This window comes from Micromonospora inaquosa (genome assembly GCF_003857055.1).
Lineage (GTDB): Bacteria > Actinomycetota > Actinomycetes > Mycobacteriales > Micromonosporaceae > Micromonospora > Micromonospora inaquosa.
Genome location: NZ_QGSZ01000173.1, coordinates 25,949 through 39,718 on the forward strand (window position 1 = coordinate 25,949; position 13,770 = coordinate 39,718).

The 13,770-nt window shown below is 68.2% G+C and carries 10 protein-coding genes and 3 pseudogenes; 8 read left to right on the plus strand and 5 right to left on the minus strand.

Features of this window, described 5'->3' with window-relative positions; translation table 11 throughout:
* The first annotated feature begins 25 nt into the window (after positions 1-25).
* The 5 genes from DLJ59_RS09295 (at position 26) to DLJ59_RS09315 (ending at position 5,694) form a co-directional block, all read left to right on the plus strand.
* Positions 26-985, plus strand: a complete 960-nt coding sequence (locus DLJ59_RS09295) for a DNA polymerase domain-containing protein (RefSeq protein ID WP_124772094.1) — start codon at positions 26-28, stop codon at positions 983-985.
* Between the two features lie 69 nt (positions 986-1,054).
* A complete protein-coding gene (locus DLJ59_RS09300; RefSeq protein WP_124772095.1) occupies positions 1,055-1,504 on the plus strand; it encodes a helix-turn-helix transcriptional regulator in 450 nt (149 codons plus the stop codon).
* Positions 1,505-1,509: 5 nt separating this feature from the next.
* The gene (locus DLJ59_RS09305) at positions 1,510-1,920 is read left to right on the plus strand and encodes a VOC family protein (protein ID WP_124772096.1); all 411 of its coding nucleotides are present in this window, start codon (positions 1,510-1,512) and stop codon (positions 1,918-1,920) included.
* Between the two features lie 29 nt (positions 1,921-1,949).
* Positions 1,950-4,331, plus strand: coding sequence for an ATP-binding cassette domain-containing protein (locus DLJ59_RS09310; protein WP_124772097.1), 2,382 nt, complete (start codon positions 1,950-1,952; stop codon positions 4,329-4,331).
* A gap of 28 nt (positions 4,332-4,359) precedes the next feature.
* The gene (locus DLJ59_RS09315; protein WP_208648612.1) at positions 4,360-5,694 is read left to right on the plus strand and encodes a tyrosine-type recombinase/integrase; all 1,335 of its coding nucleotides are present in this window, start codon (positions 4,360-4,362) and stop codon (positions 5,692-5,694) included.
* A gap of 218 nt (positions 5,695-5,912) precedes the next feature.
* On the opposite strand, the gene DLJ59_RS38240 is transcribed toward DLJ59_RS09315, so the two are convergent.
* Complete coding sequence (locus DLJ59_RS38240) at positions 5,913-6,311, minus strand: peptidase inhibitor family I36 protein (protein WP_124772098.1); 399 nt, start codon at positions 6,309-6,311, stop codon at positions 5,913-5,915.
* Between the two features lie 1,496 nt (positions 6,312-7,807).
* Here DLJ59_RS38240 and DLJ59_RS09335 point away from each other — a divergent pair.
* A complete protein-coding gene (locus tag DLJ59_RS09335; protein WP_158630811.1) occupies positions 7,808-8,503 on the plus strand; it encodes an SDR family NAD(P)-dependent oxidoreductase in 696 nt (231 codons plus the stop codon).
* Between the two features lie 831 nt (positions 8,504-9,334).
* On the opposite strand, the gene DLJ59_RS09340 is transcribed toward DLJ59_RS09335, so the two are convergent.
* On the minus strand, positions 9,335-9,721 hold the full coding sequence (locus tag DLJ59_RS09340; RefSeq protein WP_167493834.1) for an ATP-binding protein: 387 nt from the start codon (positions 9,719-9,721) through the stop codon (positions 9,335-9,337).
* 502 nt (positions 9,722-10,223) lie between these two features.
* Between DLJ59_RS09340 and DLJ59_RS36885 the strand changes: the two are divergent.
* Positions 10,224-10,706: pseudogene (locus DLJ59_RS36885) on the plus strand (glycosyltransferase); the annotation flags it as partial.
* 562 nt (positions 10,707-11,268) lie between these two features.
* Here DLJ59_RS36885 and DLJ59_RS09350 read toward each other — a convergent pair.
* On the minus strand, positions 11,269-11,814 hold the full coding sequence (locus DLJ59_RS09350) for an HdeD family acid-resistance protein (protein ID WP_124772102.1): 546 nt from the start codon (positions 11,812-11,814) through the stop codon (positions 11,269-11,271).
* A 272-nt stretch (positions 11,815-12,086) separates the two neighbouring features.
* Entirely contained in the window at positions 12,087-12,770 is a 684-nt protein-coding gene (locus DLJ59_RS09355; RefSeq protein ID WP_124772103.1) for a BON domain-containing protein, read from the minus strand.
* A gap of 519 nt (positions 12,771-13,289) precedes the next feature.
* Here DLJ59_RS09355 and DLJ59_RS38245 point away from each other — a divergent pair.
* Positions 13,290-13,601: pseudogene (locus tag DLJ59_RS38245) on the plus strand (IS110 family transposase); the annotation flags it as partial.
* A gap of 41 nt (positions 13,602-13,642) precedes the next feature.
* Here DLJ59_RS38245 and DLJ59_RS38250 read toward each other — a convergent pair.
* Positions 13,643-13,765: pseudogene (locus DLJ59_RS38250) on the minus strand (transposase); the annotation flags it as partial.
* Between the last annotated feature and the right edge of the window lie 5 nt (positions 13,766-13,770).

Consider the following 13,770-nt stretch of genomic DNA (forward strand, 5'->3'; position numbering starts at 1 on the left):
GCAGCCAGGCCGGGAGGGTGGTCGGGTGAGTGAGGCTGACGAGACCCGGGACGGCGTGGCCCTGACCAACCTGGACCAGCCGCTGTCCGACCGCGATGACGCGACAAAGCGTGACCTGGTCGACTACCTCGACGCGGTAGGGGATCGGATCCTCCCGCACCTGCGGGGCCGGCCGCTGTCGGTGATCAGGGTCCGCCCCGGCCAGCCGCCGTTCATGCAGAAGAACCTGCCCCGGTACACCCCGGACTGGGTCCGCCGGGCACCGGTCTGGGCGGAGGCGTCGCACCGGGAGATCTCGTACGCTCTCTGCGACGACCGCCGCACCCTGCTCTGGTTCGCCAACCAGAGGGCTGTCGAGTACCACCCGACGCTGGCCACCGCCGCGGATCTGCACCGCCCGACCCACCTGGTCCTCGACCTCGACCCGCCGGATGGCGACGGGTTCCGGGCGGCGGTCGACGCGGCCCTGCTGGTCCGTCAGGCGCTCGCCGACGCCGGTCTGGCCGGCGCCGTCAAGACCAGCGGCGCCAAGGGCGTGCACGTCTTCGTGCCGGTGACCGACGAGCCCACGGCCGAGGAGTTGGCCGCCGCCACCCGGGCACTCGCCGTCCGCGCCGAGCGGCTCGATCCGGCGCTGGCCACCACCGCGTACATCAAGGAGGACCGGGGTGGGCGGGTCTTCGTGGACGCCACCCGGGCGGGCGGGGCGACTGTGGCCGCCGCGTACAGCCCCCGGCTGCGCCCCGGGATGCCGGTCTCGTTCCCGGTCGACTGGGCCGACCTGCCGGACGTGACCGCTACCGACTTCACCATCCGGACCGCGCCGGCGCTGCTCGCCGACGGCGACCGGTGGGCCGCGCTGATGCCGGCCCCGCAACCGCTCCCCGCCGACCTGGTCGCCGAGGGCCGGACCATCCCGGTGGCCCGTGTGCAGGCCATGCACGAGGGTAAGCGCCGGGCCCGCGCCCGCCGCGAGGCCCCCTGACCGGCTCGTCGGGCACGCCCGCGCCCGGACAGCGGCCGATTGTCGGAGGGTTGTGGCACGATTTCGCAGGTGAGTAGCAAATCCGATGCGACGCAGCGCCTCGCCGATCTGACGCGGCTGCGCCGGGTCCGTGACCGGATCGACCGGGAGTACGCGCAGCCGCTGAACGTGGAGGCGCTCGCCCTTGGCGCGCACATGTCGGCCGGGCACCTCAGCCGCGAGTTCCGCCTCGCCTATGGCGAATCTCCATACAGCTACCTGATGACCCGACGGATCGAGCGGGCGATGGCCCTGTTGCGCCGTGGCGACCTGAGCGTCACCGATGTCTGTTTCGCTGTCGGTTGCTCGTCGCTGGGCACCTTCAGCACCCGCTTCACCGAGTTGGTCGGCGTGCCGCCCAGCGTTTACCGGCGGCAGGCGGCGCAGGCGACGGCGGGGCTGCCGTCGTGCGTGGCCAAGCAGGTGACCAGACCGGTCAGGAATCGAGAAGCGCCGGTGGCCGAGCCGCAACTAGCGTGACCAGCATGGACATCACCATTCACTCCAGTTTCCTTCCGCACATCGACCCGGAGGCCTCGCTGGTCTTCTACCGCGACATCCTCGGCTTCGAGGTCCGCCTCGACGTCGGCTACGAGGGGATGCGGTGGATCACGGTCGGGCCGGTCGGTCAGCCCAGCACCGCCATTGTCCTGCACCCACCGGCCGCCAACCCGGGCATCACCGACGATGAGCGGCAGACCATCATTGAGCTGATGGCCAAGGGCAGCTACTTCGGCGTCAACCTGGCCACCACCGACCTCGACGCCACCTTCGCCAAGCTGGAGGCCAGCGACGCCGAGGTGGTCCAGGAGCCGACCGAGCAGCCGTACGGCGTGCGCGACTGTGCGTTCCGGGACCCGGCCGGCAATATGGTTCGCATCCAGCAGGTGCGTTGAGTCCTGCGCCCCCGACAGATGGAGTCACGATGAGCACGGCCCGACAGCCGTCCGCGCCGCACGTCGCCGACAGTCACGATCTGATCCGGGTGCAGGGCGCGCGGGTGAACAACCTCAAGGACGTCAGCGTCGAGATCCCGAAGCGGCGGCTGACGGTGTTCACCGGGGTCTCCGGTTCCGGCAAGAGCTCGCTGGTGTTCGGCACCATCGCCGCCGAGTCGCAGCGGATGATCAACGAGACCTACAGCGCCTTCGTGCAGGGCTTCATGCCGACGCTGGCGCGACCCGAGGTCGACCTGCTGGATGGCCTGACCACGGCGATCATCGTGGACCAGGAGCGGATGGGCGCCAACTCCCGATCCACGGTCGGCACCGCCACCGACGCCAACGCGATGCTGCGCATCCTGTTCAGCCGGCTCGGGCAGCCACACATCGGCCCGCCCAACGCGTACTCCTTCAATGTTCCTTCGGTGAAGGCGACCGGCGCGATCACCGTCGAGCGCGGTGCCGGCAAGACGAAGACCGAGAAGGCGACCTTCAACCGTCTCGGCGGCATGTGCCCGCGGTGCGAGGGCATGGGCGCGGTGACCGACATCGACCTGTCGGCGCTCTACGACGACAACCTCTCGCTCAACGAGGGCGCGATCACCATCCCGGGCTACAGCATGGAGGGCTGGTACGGCCGGATCTTCCGGGGCTGCGGCTACTTCGACCCCGACAAGCCGATCGCCAAGTTCAGCAAGCGGGAGCTGCACGACCTGCTCCACCGGGAGCCCACCAAGATCAAAATCGATGGGATCAACCTGACGTACGCGGGCCTGATCCCGTCGATCCAGAAGTCCTTCCTCGCCAAGGACATCGACGCGTTGCAGCCGCACATCCGCGCCTTCGTGGAGCGCGCGGTGACCTTCACGACCTGCCCCGAGTGTGCCGGCACCCGGCTCAGCAAGGAGGCCCGCTCGTCGAAGATCAAAGGAAAGAACATCGCCGACGCCTGCGCGATGCAGATCAGTGACCTGGCCGCCTGGATGCGCGAGATCGAGGAACCGTCGGTCGCCCCGTTGCTGGCCAGCCTGCAACACCTCCTCGACTCGTTCGAGGAGATCGGGCTGGGCTACCTGTCGCTCGACCGGCCCGCGGGCACCCTCTCCGGCGGCGAGGCGCAGCGCACCAAGATGATCCGCCACCTCGGCTCCTCGCTCACCGACGTCACCTACGTCTTCGACGAGCCGACGATCGGGCTGCACCCACACGACATCCAACGGATGAACGAGCTGCTGCTCCAACTGCGCGACAAGGGCAACACCGTGCTGGTCGTGGAGCACAAGCCGGAGGCCATCGCCATCGCCGACCACGTCGTCGACCTCGGCCCCGGCGCCGGCACCGACGGCGGAACCGTCTGTTACGAGGGCACAGTGCAGGGCCTGCGGGCCAGCGGCACCATCACCGGCCGCCACCTCGACGACCGGGCGGCCCTCAAGGAGACGGTGCGGACGCCCACCGGCAAGCTGGAGATCCGCGGCGCCACTGCCAACAACCTCCAGGACGTGAACGTCGACGTACCCCTCGGGATGCTCGTCGTCGTGACCGGCGTCGCCGGCTCCGGCAAGAGTTCGCTCGTGCACTCCTCGATCCCGGCCGGCGCGGGTGTCGTCTCGATCGACCAGGGGGCGATCCGCGGCTCCCGGCGCAGCAACCCAGCCACGTACACCGGGCTGCTCGACCCGATCCGCAAGGCGTTCGCGAAGGCCAACGGGGTGAAGCCGGCGCTGTTCAGCGCCAACTCCGAGGGTGCCTGCCCGAGCTGCAACGGTGCCGGCGTCATCTACACCGACCTGGGGATGATGGCGGGCGTCGCCGCCGCATGCGAGGACTGCGAGGGCAAGCGGTTCCAGGCGTCGGTGCTGGAATACCACTTCGGCGGTCGCGACATCAGCGAGGTCCTCGCGATGTCGGTGACCGAAGCCGAGAAGTTCTTCGGCGCCGGCGAGGCGCGTACGCCCGCAGCGCACACCATCCTCGACCGGCTCGCCGACGTCGGGCTCGGCTACCTGAGCCTCGGCCAGCCGCTCACCACCCTCTCCGGCGGGGAGCGGCAACGACTCAAACTGGCCACCCACATGGCCGAAAAGGGCGGCGTCTACGTCCTCGACGAGCCGACCACCGGTCTGCACCTCGCCGACGTCGAGCAACTACTCGGCCTGCTCGACCGCCTCGTCGACACCGGCAAGTCGGTGATCGTCATCGAGCATCACCAGGCGGTCATGGCGCACGCCGACTGGATCATCGACCTCGGCCCCGGCGCCGGCCACGACGGTGGCCGGATCGTCTTCGAGGGCACACCCGCCGACCTCGTCGCCGCCCGCTCCACCCTCACCGGCGAGCACTTGGCGGCGTACGTCGGCGCCTGACGGTCGACGCTCACCCGACCGGCGGTCGTTGACGCTGTGCGGTGCTGACCATGAGGGCTCCGCAGGTAACGCTGATCAACCCGAGGGCGATAGTGCTCCAGAGGTATTCAAGACAAAAGCGCTCGCGGAGAGTTTCCGTTCTGAACTGGTAACGGCTTCCCGAAAGGGTGAAGCATTCGATGTCGATTCGGGACTTCCGATCACGATGCGGCGCGAGGCAGTCACCATGTCGTGGTACGAACTGGCATGTTCCTTCCCCGACATGAAGTGGCCGCATGTGGCTGCCACGACTAGGCGTACCCACGCCGAAGCGCTAACAGCGATTACCGTTCTCATGTTGACCAATGGCAAGGGGCGACCGGACGCCAAGCTGCTTCGCCACGCGTTGGGCCGCTGGGCCTTCAACACCACGCGCCGCAACGCCGAGGGTGTGCCCGAAGAGGTAGTGAAGGCGCTCGGTTGGGTGAAGCGCAACACCCGCAACGTGGCAAGCCTTAGCCGTCCGGAAGTGCTACGGCCGGTGCTGAACGGCCTCACGGTACGACTCGACGGAGCGCCGGCCGCGCCAAGCGTCATCAGCCGCCGTCGCAAGATTTTCAACACCGCAATCGAATACGCGGTGGAACGGCGGGCACTTCCAGCAAATCCGCTGCCGCAATTGAAGTGGAAGCCGCCGAAAACAGTTACGACGATCGACAGGCGATCGGTGGCCAACCCGGTACAGCTGCGAACGCTGCTCAACGGGGTGCGGGAGCAAGGGCGAATCGGGCCACGTATGGTCGCCTTCTACGCCTGCCTCTACTACGCCGCGATGCGGCCGGAGGAAGCCGTTCGCCTCGCAAAGCCGAACCTTCACCTACCGGAGAAGGGCTGGGGAGAATTCACGCTCGACGGAGCTAACCCACACGCGGGTCGGGAATGGACCGACAGTGGGAAGAATCGGGACAGCCGCCAACTCAAGCAGCGCGCCCGAGGGGAGACACGAACGGTTCCCTGCCCACCCGAACTAACCGCAATCATTAATGCCCACATCGCGCTATTCGGCTACGGCCCAGACGGTCGGCTGTTCGTGGGAGAGCGCAACAAGGAGGAATTACCCAAGGGCACGATCAACCGCGTCTGGCGGTGGGCACGCGCCGCCGTGTTAACGCCCGAGGTCTACGCCTCCCCGCTGGCACGCACCCCGTACGACCTGCGGCACGCCGCCGTGTCGACACAGCTAAACGGGGGAGTGCCGCCGACCCAGGTAGCCGACTGGGCCGGACAGTCAGTGGAGGTGCTGCTCAGGATCTACGCCAAGTGCCTAGACGGCGGTGAGGCTGCTCTCCGGCAACGCGTCGAACGAGCGTTCGGCCACGGCTGACCCGTGCCGAACTTCGGCACTCAGGACTGCGATGGCCGGCCGCTTGCGTGCGGGCGATTGCGCGACGTATAGCCGATGCTAACAAGCCGAGAGCCGCCTACTGGTACTCGATTCGGGCGGGTCCATCCGTCCACCCTGATTGCTGAGGTGACTGGACGACGCGCGGTTGGACGCGTCGTCCAGTACCACCTTGTGAGTTGCCAGCCGTCAGGTAGGGATCATTGCCAACGGTGTGACCGTGCGTAGTAGTAAACGTCGCTGCTTTTCACGCCTTGCGCAATATAATGTTGAGCAGTCACATAATTCGCGCCTTGGTAGATTGTGACGCCACGGTAGGCCGAGCTGGTCCCGCGGTTGTAGGCCGAGCGCACTGGCCAATTGAGAGACCAGGAGCAAGTGATACCGCTGCGCCAGTCGGGGTCGGCGTCACTCCAAAGGCAGCGCGCGCCCGTTCCACCCGTGCCGTCCCAGACGCAGAGGTTTCCGGAGGGGCAATCCCAAGCTGCCAGGGCTGCTGCCGGCTGCGCGGTGGCGGCTTGAGCGGCTACGGGTGGCGCGACGGCCATGCCTAGCGCTATAAAGCCCAAAACGGCAATGGCTTTTCGGATGATCCTCATATGCGCTCCCCGTTCGTTGTGCCCGCGCTCGATTTTCCGGCGATCTCAAGCTGAAGATGCTGCGAAGTTGTCGGTACTTCTGGACCTTCATCATTGATTAGCTCGGCATATCGAGATATGGAAGTTAACAAGATCCTATCAACGGTATTTTGATGTGTCAAGGACTGGGGAGGAGGTAGCAAGGCGCTCCCGTGCCCACTTCTGTCGGTTAATCTAAGCCTCACTCTTTTAAAGGTGGGCCAGCGGGCAATCGTGGTGGGTATCTCAGTACACCTTCCCAAGTGTCGGCGCGCCGGGTATTCGGCGAAGCTGCCGCACACCGAGCCGTCGATGTTGAGCAGCGCCGCGCCTACCTCGCCGAGCAGCCGCCCGAGGTAGGCGTTCATCCGTCGTGCCGGAAGGTGACGGTCGGCCATGCCGAGTCGAACCACGCTGGCCCCTTAACGGCCGGCGATACATGCGCCGTGTTGACCTGGTTCAACGGGGGAGTCTTGCCGACCCAGGTAGCCGGCTGGGCCGGGCAGTCGGTGGAGGGGGTGCTGCTCAGCATCTACGCCAAGTGCCTAGACGGCGGTGAGGCTGCGCTCCGGCGACGCGTCGACCGAGCATTTCGGCCACGACTGACCGAGCGGCCGAACTTTGGCACGGATATGGCACAGACGCCCGCCACGCGCCGCTGACGGCCGGACACAGCCGGACACACGAGTAAGGCCCTTGACCGGGTTTCCCCTGGTCAAGGGCCTCTTCGTGCTGGTCTTGGATGGTGCCCCCGGCGGGTCCCGTCGAACATGGGAACGGCCCGATTTGGCCGCTGACGCCGTCGTCATCAGCGGCACCTGGGCATTGCCCACATGAACAGCTAGCACGAAGCTCTCGTCGGACAGCAGCCCATGACGAAGTCGCCAGACCTGGGGAGGGGCGGACGAACGGTCGCCCCTTCCAGGTCACTGATTACGCGTCTCGGTACCTGTCGGCTGGGTGGCAGACCAGGCCCGTCATGGTTCTACCATCAGCCGCGGCCTCTATGAAGTCGAGCCAGTTGGTCGCAGCGACCCAGTCCTTCCTGAGGAGATGTGCCGTCCAGTTCACAAGCTGAGCCCATGTCGAGCAGCGTTCGACGGCGAACCAGTAGCACCCTTCGCATCCGCTCGTGCGGTGCGGGTTGCACGCGTCGCAATGAACCTGCCACAGAGCCTCGTTGTGCTCCTCCAGCAGTTCGCCGAACGTGATGGTCTCGGCTTCCAGGCCGGTTCGGCCCTCGGCGGCGGCCCGCGCGTGGCGGGCGTCCCGGGCCGCGGCGTTGGCGCGTTCAGGCAGCCACCTGGCTATCCGGTCGGTCTTGCCGGCAGTGTCGCTGACGGGCCGGTCACCAGCCCTCGCCGTCCGTCCACGAACGATTCGGCCTCCGGGGGACGGTGGGCCGGGTGTGGACCTGGCAAAAGCGGGAAGCCACGAGCCGTTGCATGACGGCTCGTGGTTACGACGGCTGGAGGGACATGGGTGCCAGAACCTTTGTGGTGGTCGGTGGGACCAGCGGACTCGGGCTGGCGGTGGCTCGCCTGCTCGTCGGCGGGCACCGGGTCGCCGTCGTCGGCGACGCGCCGGACGAGGTTGCCGCGGTGACCGATGACCTGGGCTGCGCGGGCGCCGTCTGCGATGTCTCCTCCTACGAGCAGGTTCGGCAGGCGTTCGCCGAGGTGGCCGACCGGTACGGCGAGATCGACGGGGTGGCGGCCTGCGCCTCGATGTGGGCGGGCGGCGACCTGGCGGACCTGTCCCCGGAGCGCATCCGGCGGGCCGTGGATGTGAACGTGCTCGGCACCACCTTTGTGATCAAGGAGGCGCTGCACCAGATGCGGCGGCAGGGCCGGGGGAACGTCGTGTACATCGGCGCGATGGCGGTGGCGAAGCCCAGGCCCGGCATCCCGGTCTACCGGGCCACCAAGAGCTACGGCAGCAGCCTGGTCGAGTCGCTGGCCGAGGTGCAGCACAGCAACCAGATCAAGGTGATGCTGGTGCATCCCGGGCCGATGCCGACCCGGCTGCAGGAACGGGTCGGCGACGAGTTTCTGGACGAGGTCTCCGCGCTGCCGGAGCAGGTCGCCGCCGAGGTGGTCCGGCTGCTCCTGCTCGCCCCGGACGACCTCTACGTCTCCGGCGAGCGCGTGCTGCGCGCGGACGGGCGGTGGTGACGGCCGACAGCACCGCCGCCGAGCGTCCGGTCTCGGCTCGACTTCAGGTGGCTCAGGTCCGTCCCGGGCCGCGCCTGCCCGGCTCCCGGTCGGTGTCCGGGCAGGCGCGACCTGCCGTTGACGCCCGGCTGGGCGGACGCCTCGCAGGTGCGGGGGACGACAAACGTCACTATGGTCGAGCCAATGAACAGGCCAGACCCCGCGCAGGGGCAGGCACCAGGGCGGCAGGCGTCGCCACAACCCGCACAGCAGGCTGTGGTCAACACGCACGGACACAAGGGCAGACGGCCCAGCCGAGCCACAGAGGATCAAGACTCACCACCGGCGCCACAGGAGCGCTCAGGCCGAGCCGCCCCGCTAACTTCACCGTCACCCGCGAACTCGAGGTCAAGGTGTCCGGCAGCCCCAGCGCCTCGCTCTCGCCGTTCGTCTGCCCCACCTGGTACCCACTGCCGGTCCCCAGGCCAGCTAAACGCTAGCGAATGGGACATCCGTCGCCAGCCATGCGACCCTGTTGGCCGGGAGGATCCGCTGCAGCCATCGACCTCCGACGGCCTCACGGCAGCGGCGGCCGTAAACGCTCACCACCTGCCCTCGCCCTCTGGTCTCGGAGGGGGAGTTCGTCGAGGCGAACCAGCCTCGGAACCGCGCGGTGCGCACTGCCGCGGGCGGTCCCTGCGGTGGATCAGGTGGGAGCGGCGGGCGCTTTATGAGGAAGCCAGCCGCCTGGCTGCGCCCGCCGCTCCCGGCGCCGCTGACGCTACCAGCACCACTCGTCACTGATGACCGTTTCCGCAGGCCCCGGAACTCGATCGAGCAGCTCGTCGCGGGTCACGACGGCGGTGGCGCCAGTCGGACCCACACGCACTTGTGACCATCGTCGAGGTCAGTGACGCCCCACTCGTCGCACAGCGCTTCAATGATCGCTAGACCGCGGCCACCGTCGCCGTCTGGCTCACGGCGGCGGGGAACGACGGCGGAGCCGTCGACGGCCGCGATCGTCACCCTGCCGTCTGTAGCGCGGATCTGCAGGCGCAGGCAGCCGCCGCCGTGGCGCACCGCGTTGGCCACCAGCTCGTCGGCGATCATCACGGCGTCGTCCACCCACTGCGGGTCACCGAGCCCCCATGCGGTCAGGGCGGCCTTGGTGACCTGGCGGGCGGCGGCGAGAGCGTCGACACCGACAGGAAGGTCGAGGTGCGTGGTCAACTCGCTCACGGCCGTGATCCTGTCTCCCGAGGCTCCCGTCCTGACAGCGACCATCGCTACCCCGCTCTGACCAGGTGAAAACTCTCCGGAGACGGCATCGTCCAGCCGCCTGCGCGCAGCGGGTGTCACCGACGGATCTCGTTCAGTTCCACCGCACCGCCCTGGCCTGCCCGCGAGGAGCGCGCCATCCCCGATCACGCCGAGCCGCCCACCCGTTCGGCCCGCACCTGCCAGCCGAGGCTCGCCGCCAGCGACTCCTGCCGCTGACGCGTACAGACTCGCCGCTGGCGTTGAGCGTCGTGCCCGGTCACGCGTCGCCCGGCAGCGGCCCCGGGGCAGCGTCATCGGGGCCGAGCAGCGGCAGGACGCCCGTGAGGTCCAGGACGCGGCGGACCTGACCGGTGGCGTTGAGCAGCGTCAGCGCACGGCTGCGGCGAGTGCCCGGGCCAACTCGGTCTTACCGACGCCGGTGGGCCCGAGGAAGAGGGACGAACCCGTCCGGGCGCTGGGGGACAAGGGACCGGACGTTGCCATCCAGGCGTGCCGGGCCGCCGGCCTGCCGCTGATGCTGGTTGGCAAGTGCAATGAGCCGATCGAACGCCGCTACTACGACGAAGTCATCCGGCCACTGCTCGACGACGACATCACGGTGGTGTTCAACGCCGACCGGGAGGCCGTGCTGCAGCTGCTGATCGACGCCCGCTGCCTGATCATGCCCATCCAGTGGGAGGAGCCCTTCGGCATGGTCATGGTGGAGGCCATGGCGACCGGCACCCCAGTGGTCGCGCTCAACCGCGGCGCCGTCCCGGAACTCGTCCGACCCGGCCTGACCGGCCTGGTCTGCGAGGCAGACGAGGAACTGCCGGCGGCGCTGCACGAGGCGACCACCCTCGACCCGGCGGCCTGCGTCGCCCACGTGGCGGAGAACCTCTCCACGCAGCGGATGGCCCGCGACTACGAGCCGATCTACCAGCGCGCTGCCGTGAAGGACTAGCACTGCTTGAGCAAATCCCTCCAGCCGACCAACCGGATGAACTGGCAGCTCGATACAAGGTCTGACTCGACACGATCAACGTCGCACACGTTGCTCTGGATGTCGTACCGGCCCGGCCCTGACCGCGCTGCTCGGCACCCGGGTATGCGCGTCGCTTTGTGCGTCGCAGGCCAAGGCGCTGGAGACGCGGCGGTGGCTGGGGTGCCGCTGTCGGGCCCTTGAACGACCCCGTTGGCGAGGGTGTCGGGCTCGTAAAGGGGTTCAGCCGTGCTGCCGTGCGGTTCCGTGCAAAGCCAGCCCCGGCTGCGCTGCCAGGAGGACAACTGCTGGTGCTGTCAACGGCCAATCAGATTTGCCTCTGGCACCAACTTGGTGATCGAGACTCGTTGATCGATGTTCTTCCGCTATGTCAGCTCTCTGATCTCTTGCGCGTGGTGTTTCCTCACCTGGACGGCTTACGCATCTTGGACGTGGCCGCCAAGGCTGCCTCGGTTCGGGTGTACGCCGAGGTGGCGGGGACGGTACACCTACAAGTCACGGTCTCGTCGGGGTGGCGTTCGTGTTAGCCAGCGTGGCGTTCAGTCTTGGCTGCGGAGCGGCGCCGTCGCCAGGCCTCTGCCAGTGTCAGCGCGCCGACCACGATGGCGTAGGCGCCGATCACCTGAGCGATGGCCACAGCGCCGACGTCGGGGCGGAGCAGCAAGAGGACGCCGGCCACAATCGACAAGACCCCGACCACGGCGAGCAGCCCTCGGCCGTGCTGCCGCACTACCACCGCCGTCCCGATTTCCAGGACGCCCGTGGCGACCGCCCACACCCCGATAACCACAGCCAACGCCAGGGCCGTGATCGCGGGCAACAACAGCGCCACCGCGCCGGCCGCGATCCCGAGCAGACCCCGCAGCACAAGCAGCAGCCTAGCTTTGCCCGCTTTGTCGCGGCTGAAAGCCCCAGTCAGGTTGAGCGTTCCGTTGGTGAGCGCGTACACGCCGAACAGCACAGCGAGCGCGAGCGCCGTCACCGAGGGCCACGCCAGGGCGAGCAATCCGAACACGATCGCGGCGGCCCCCCGAAGGGCCTGCCACCAGACGTCCTGTCTACTTCGCATCGCCTTACTCCTCGATGGAAACGCGGTCGCCCGCGTCGGTTCCTCCCCGCCTTCGCCTCGCGCCGCTGCCAGTGGCGGCACGTGTGCATGCACCTGCCGAGGGTGCGGCGACGTTCCTAGGCGGGATCCGCAGGTGCGGCGTGGTCGTCAGAGAGGGCTGGGCCGATATGAGACGGCAGGCGGCCACGCCAGGCGGCCCTCTCTGACGGATCGCCACGCGAACGTCCGACCGGAGCCAGCGGACGCCGGAGGACAACGGCCGGGGCCCGCGTCTAGTCCTCGGGCACGACCACGATGCGGTTCTCCACCTGCGTCACTCCTGGGGCCGACCAGGCAACCCGCGCTGCCTCTTCGCGCTCACGCCAGGACCGGACCACACCGGTCAAGATGACCTTGTCACCCTCGATGGTCACGGTGAGCCGCTCGCCGGGCGTGTCCACGGTACGGACCAGCGCCTCCTCGATCCGGCGCCGCGCCTCCGCCAGGTCCACCCTCGTTCGCGGCCGCAGGGAGATCTGGTTGGTCACTCCCCGCACCCCGGACAGCCGGCGCACCGCCCGCTCCGCCGCCCGTCGCTGGTATTCCCATTCGACCTCGCCGCTCAGCGTCACCCATCCCCTGGTGACGGTTACGTGGATGTTCTGGCTCGGCACCAGCGCATCCCACTCCAGGGCCCGGGCCGCCGCCGCCGCCAGATCCGCGTCCGTGCGCTCCGTCGAGGTCGGCAACCGCACCTCGATGTCGTTCGCGACCGCCTTCACCCCCCGTACGCGGTGTGCCGCCTGCTCAGCGGCCCACTTCTTCACGAACGAGTCGACCCACCCGGTCAGGGTCACCACCCCGTCCTTGGCCGACACCCCGATCTCGTTGGGCTGGACGCGAGCATCCCACTTCAACTCAGCCAGCACATCTCGCTGGATCTGCTCATCGCTTCGCGTCATCGTCGCAGCAGTCATTCCTGTTCCCTCCAGGTTCGTGGCTTCCTGACCTGATGCTTCGCCCCCACGCCCGCACCGTCCGCACATCACGGCAGGCATAACCAAGCGGGTGACCCCTCATCCCCCAAACCGGCCGAACTGTTCGGCCACCGGCTCAGATCCGACCATTTACCTGCGACGGGGTCATCACGGCACCTTCCTCGCCAGGCACTACGCCCGGCGGGTCAAGCCGGAAACACCAACTTGTTGGATTGGTGGCGGAGATCAGGGTCTGCAGCCATGATCTTCGAGGTTGCGGTCGGGGTCGCTCGGGAAACACCTGCCGCCTTCGGGCTGGCCCCCTAACGGCCTGCGCCCCGATCGCAACCGCCGGCGAGAGTGGCTCGAGAGAGGTCTGTTTAACCCGAAGTTGGTCTGCCCTCCTCGCCGGACTCCCCTATCCGGCTCCGCAAGGAGAAGCCCGTGCCCCTGGCCCTGCCCTCAGCATCCGCACCGGTCGTCATCGCGATCGATCCTCACAAGGCGTCATGGACTGCTGTGGCGGTCGACAGCCGACTCCAACCCGTCGCCGCGATCCGTGTCGAGGTCAACCGCGACGGCTATCGACAACTGCGTCGCTTCGCCGGCCGCTGGCCGCACGCCGTCTGGGCAGTCGAAGGCGCAGGCGGCCTCGGCGCCGCGCTGACCGCCAGACTGACCGCCGACGACATCGGGGTGGTCGACGTGCCCGCGAAGCTGGCCCGCCGCGTGCGGATGTTGTCGACCGGACACGGCCGCAAAACCGACCAGGCCGATGCCCTGTCGGTCGGTATCGCTGCGCATACCGCCACCGGACTCAACACCGCGGTCGTCGACGAGGCGATCGCCGTCCTGCGATGCCTTACCCAGTCCCACTGCTCGAGCATCTCGTCGAGCATGTCCAGAGCAAGGCGCCACTTCTCCCGGTGCCGGACCTCGTCCGGAATACCCGCACGCGCCCGTCGCAGCCGTACCGCCTCGGCCCGGTCCGGTTCACCGC

Bases quoted from the DNA above. Each gene is read 5' to 3' on its own strand.
- DLJ59_RS09305 (WP_124772096.1), top strand. From the start codon at position 1,510: ATGGACATCACCATTCACTCCAGTTTCCTTCCGCACATCGACCCGGAG.
- DLJ59_RS09310 (WP_124772097.1), top strand. From the start codon at position 1,950: ATGAGCACGGCCCGACAGCCGTCCGCGCCGCACGTCGCCGACAGTCAC.
- DLJ59_RS38240 (WP_124772098.1), bottom strand. From the start codon at position 6,311: ATGAGGATCATCCGAAAAGCCATTGCCGTTTTGGGCTTTATAGCGCTA.
- DLJ59_RS09335 (WP_158630811.1), top strand. From the start codon at position 7,808: ATGGGTGCCAGAACCTTTGTGGTGGTCGGTGGGACCAGCGGACTCGGG.
- DLJ59_RS09350 (WP_124772102.1), bottom strand. From the start codon at position 11,814: ATGCGAAGTAGACAGGACGTCTGGTGGCAGGCCCTTCGGGGGGCCGCC.
- DLJ59_RS09355 (WP_124772103.1), bottom strand. From the start codon at position 12,770: ATGACTGCTGCGACGATGACGCGAAGCGATGAGCAGATCCAGCGAGAT.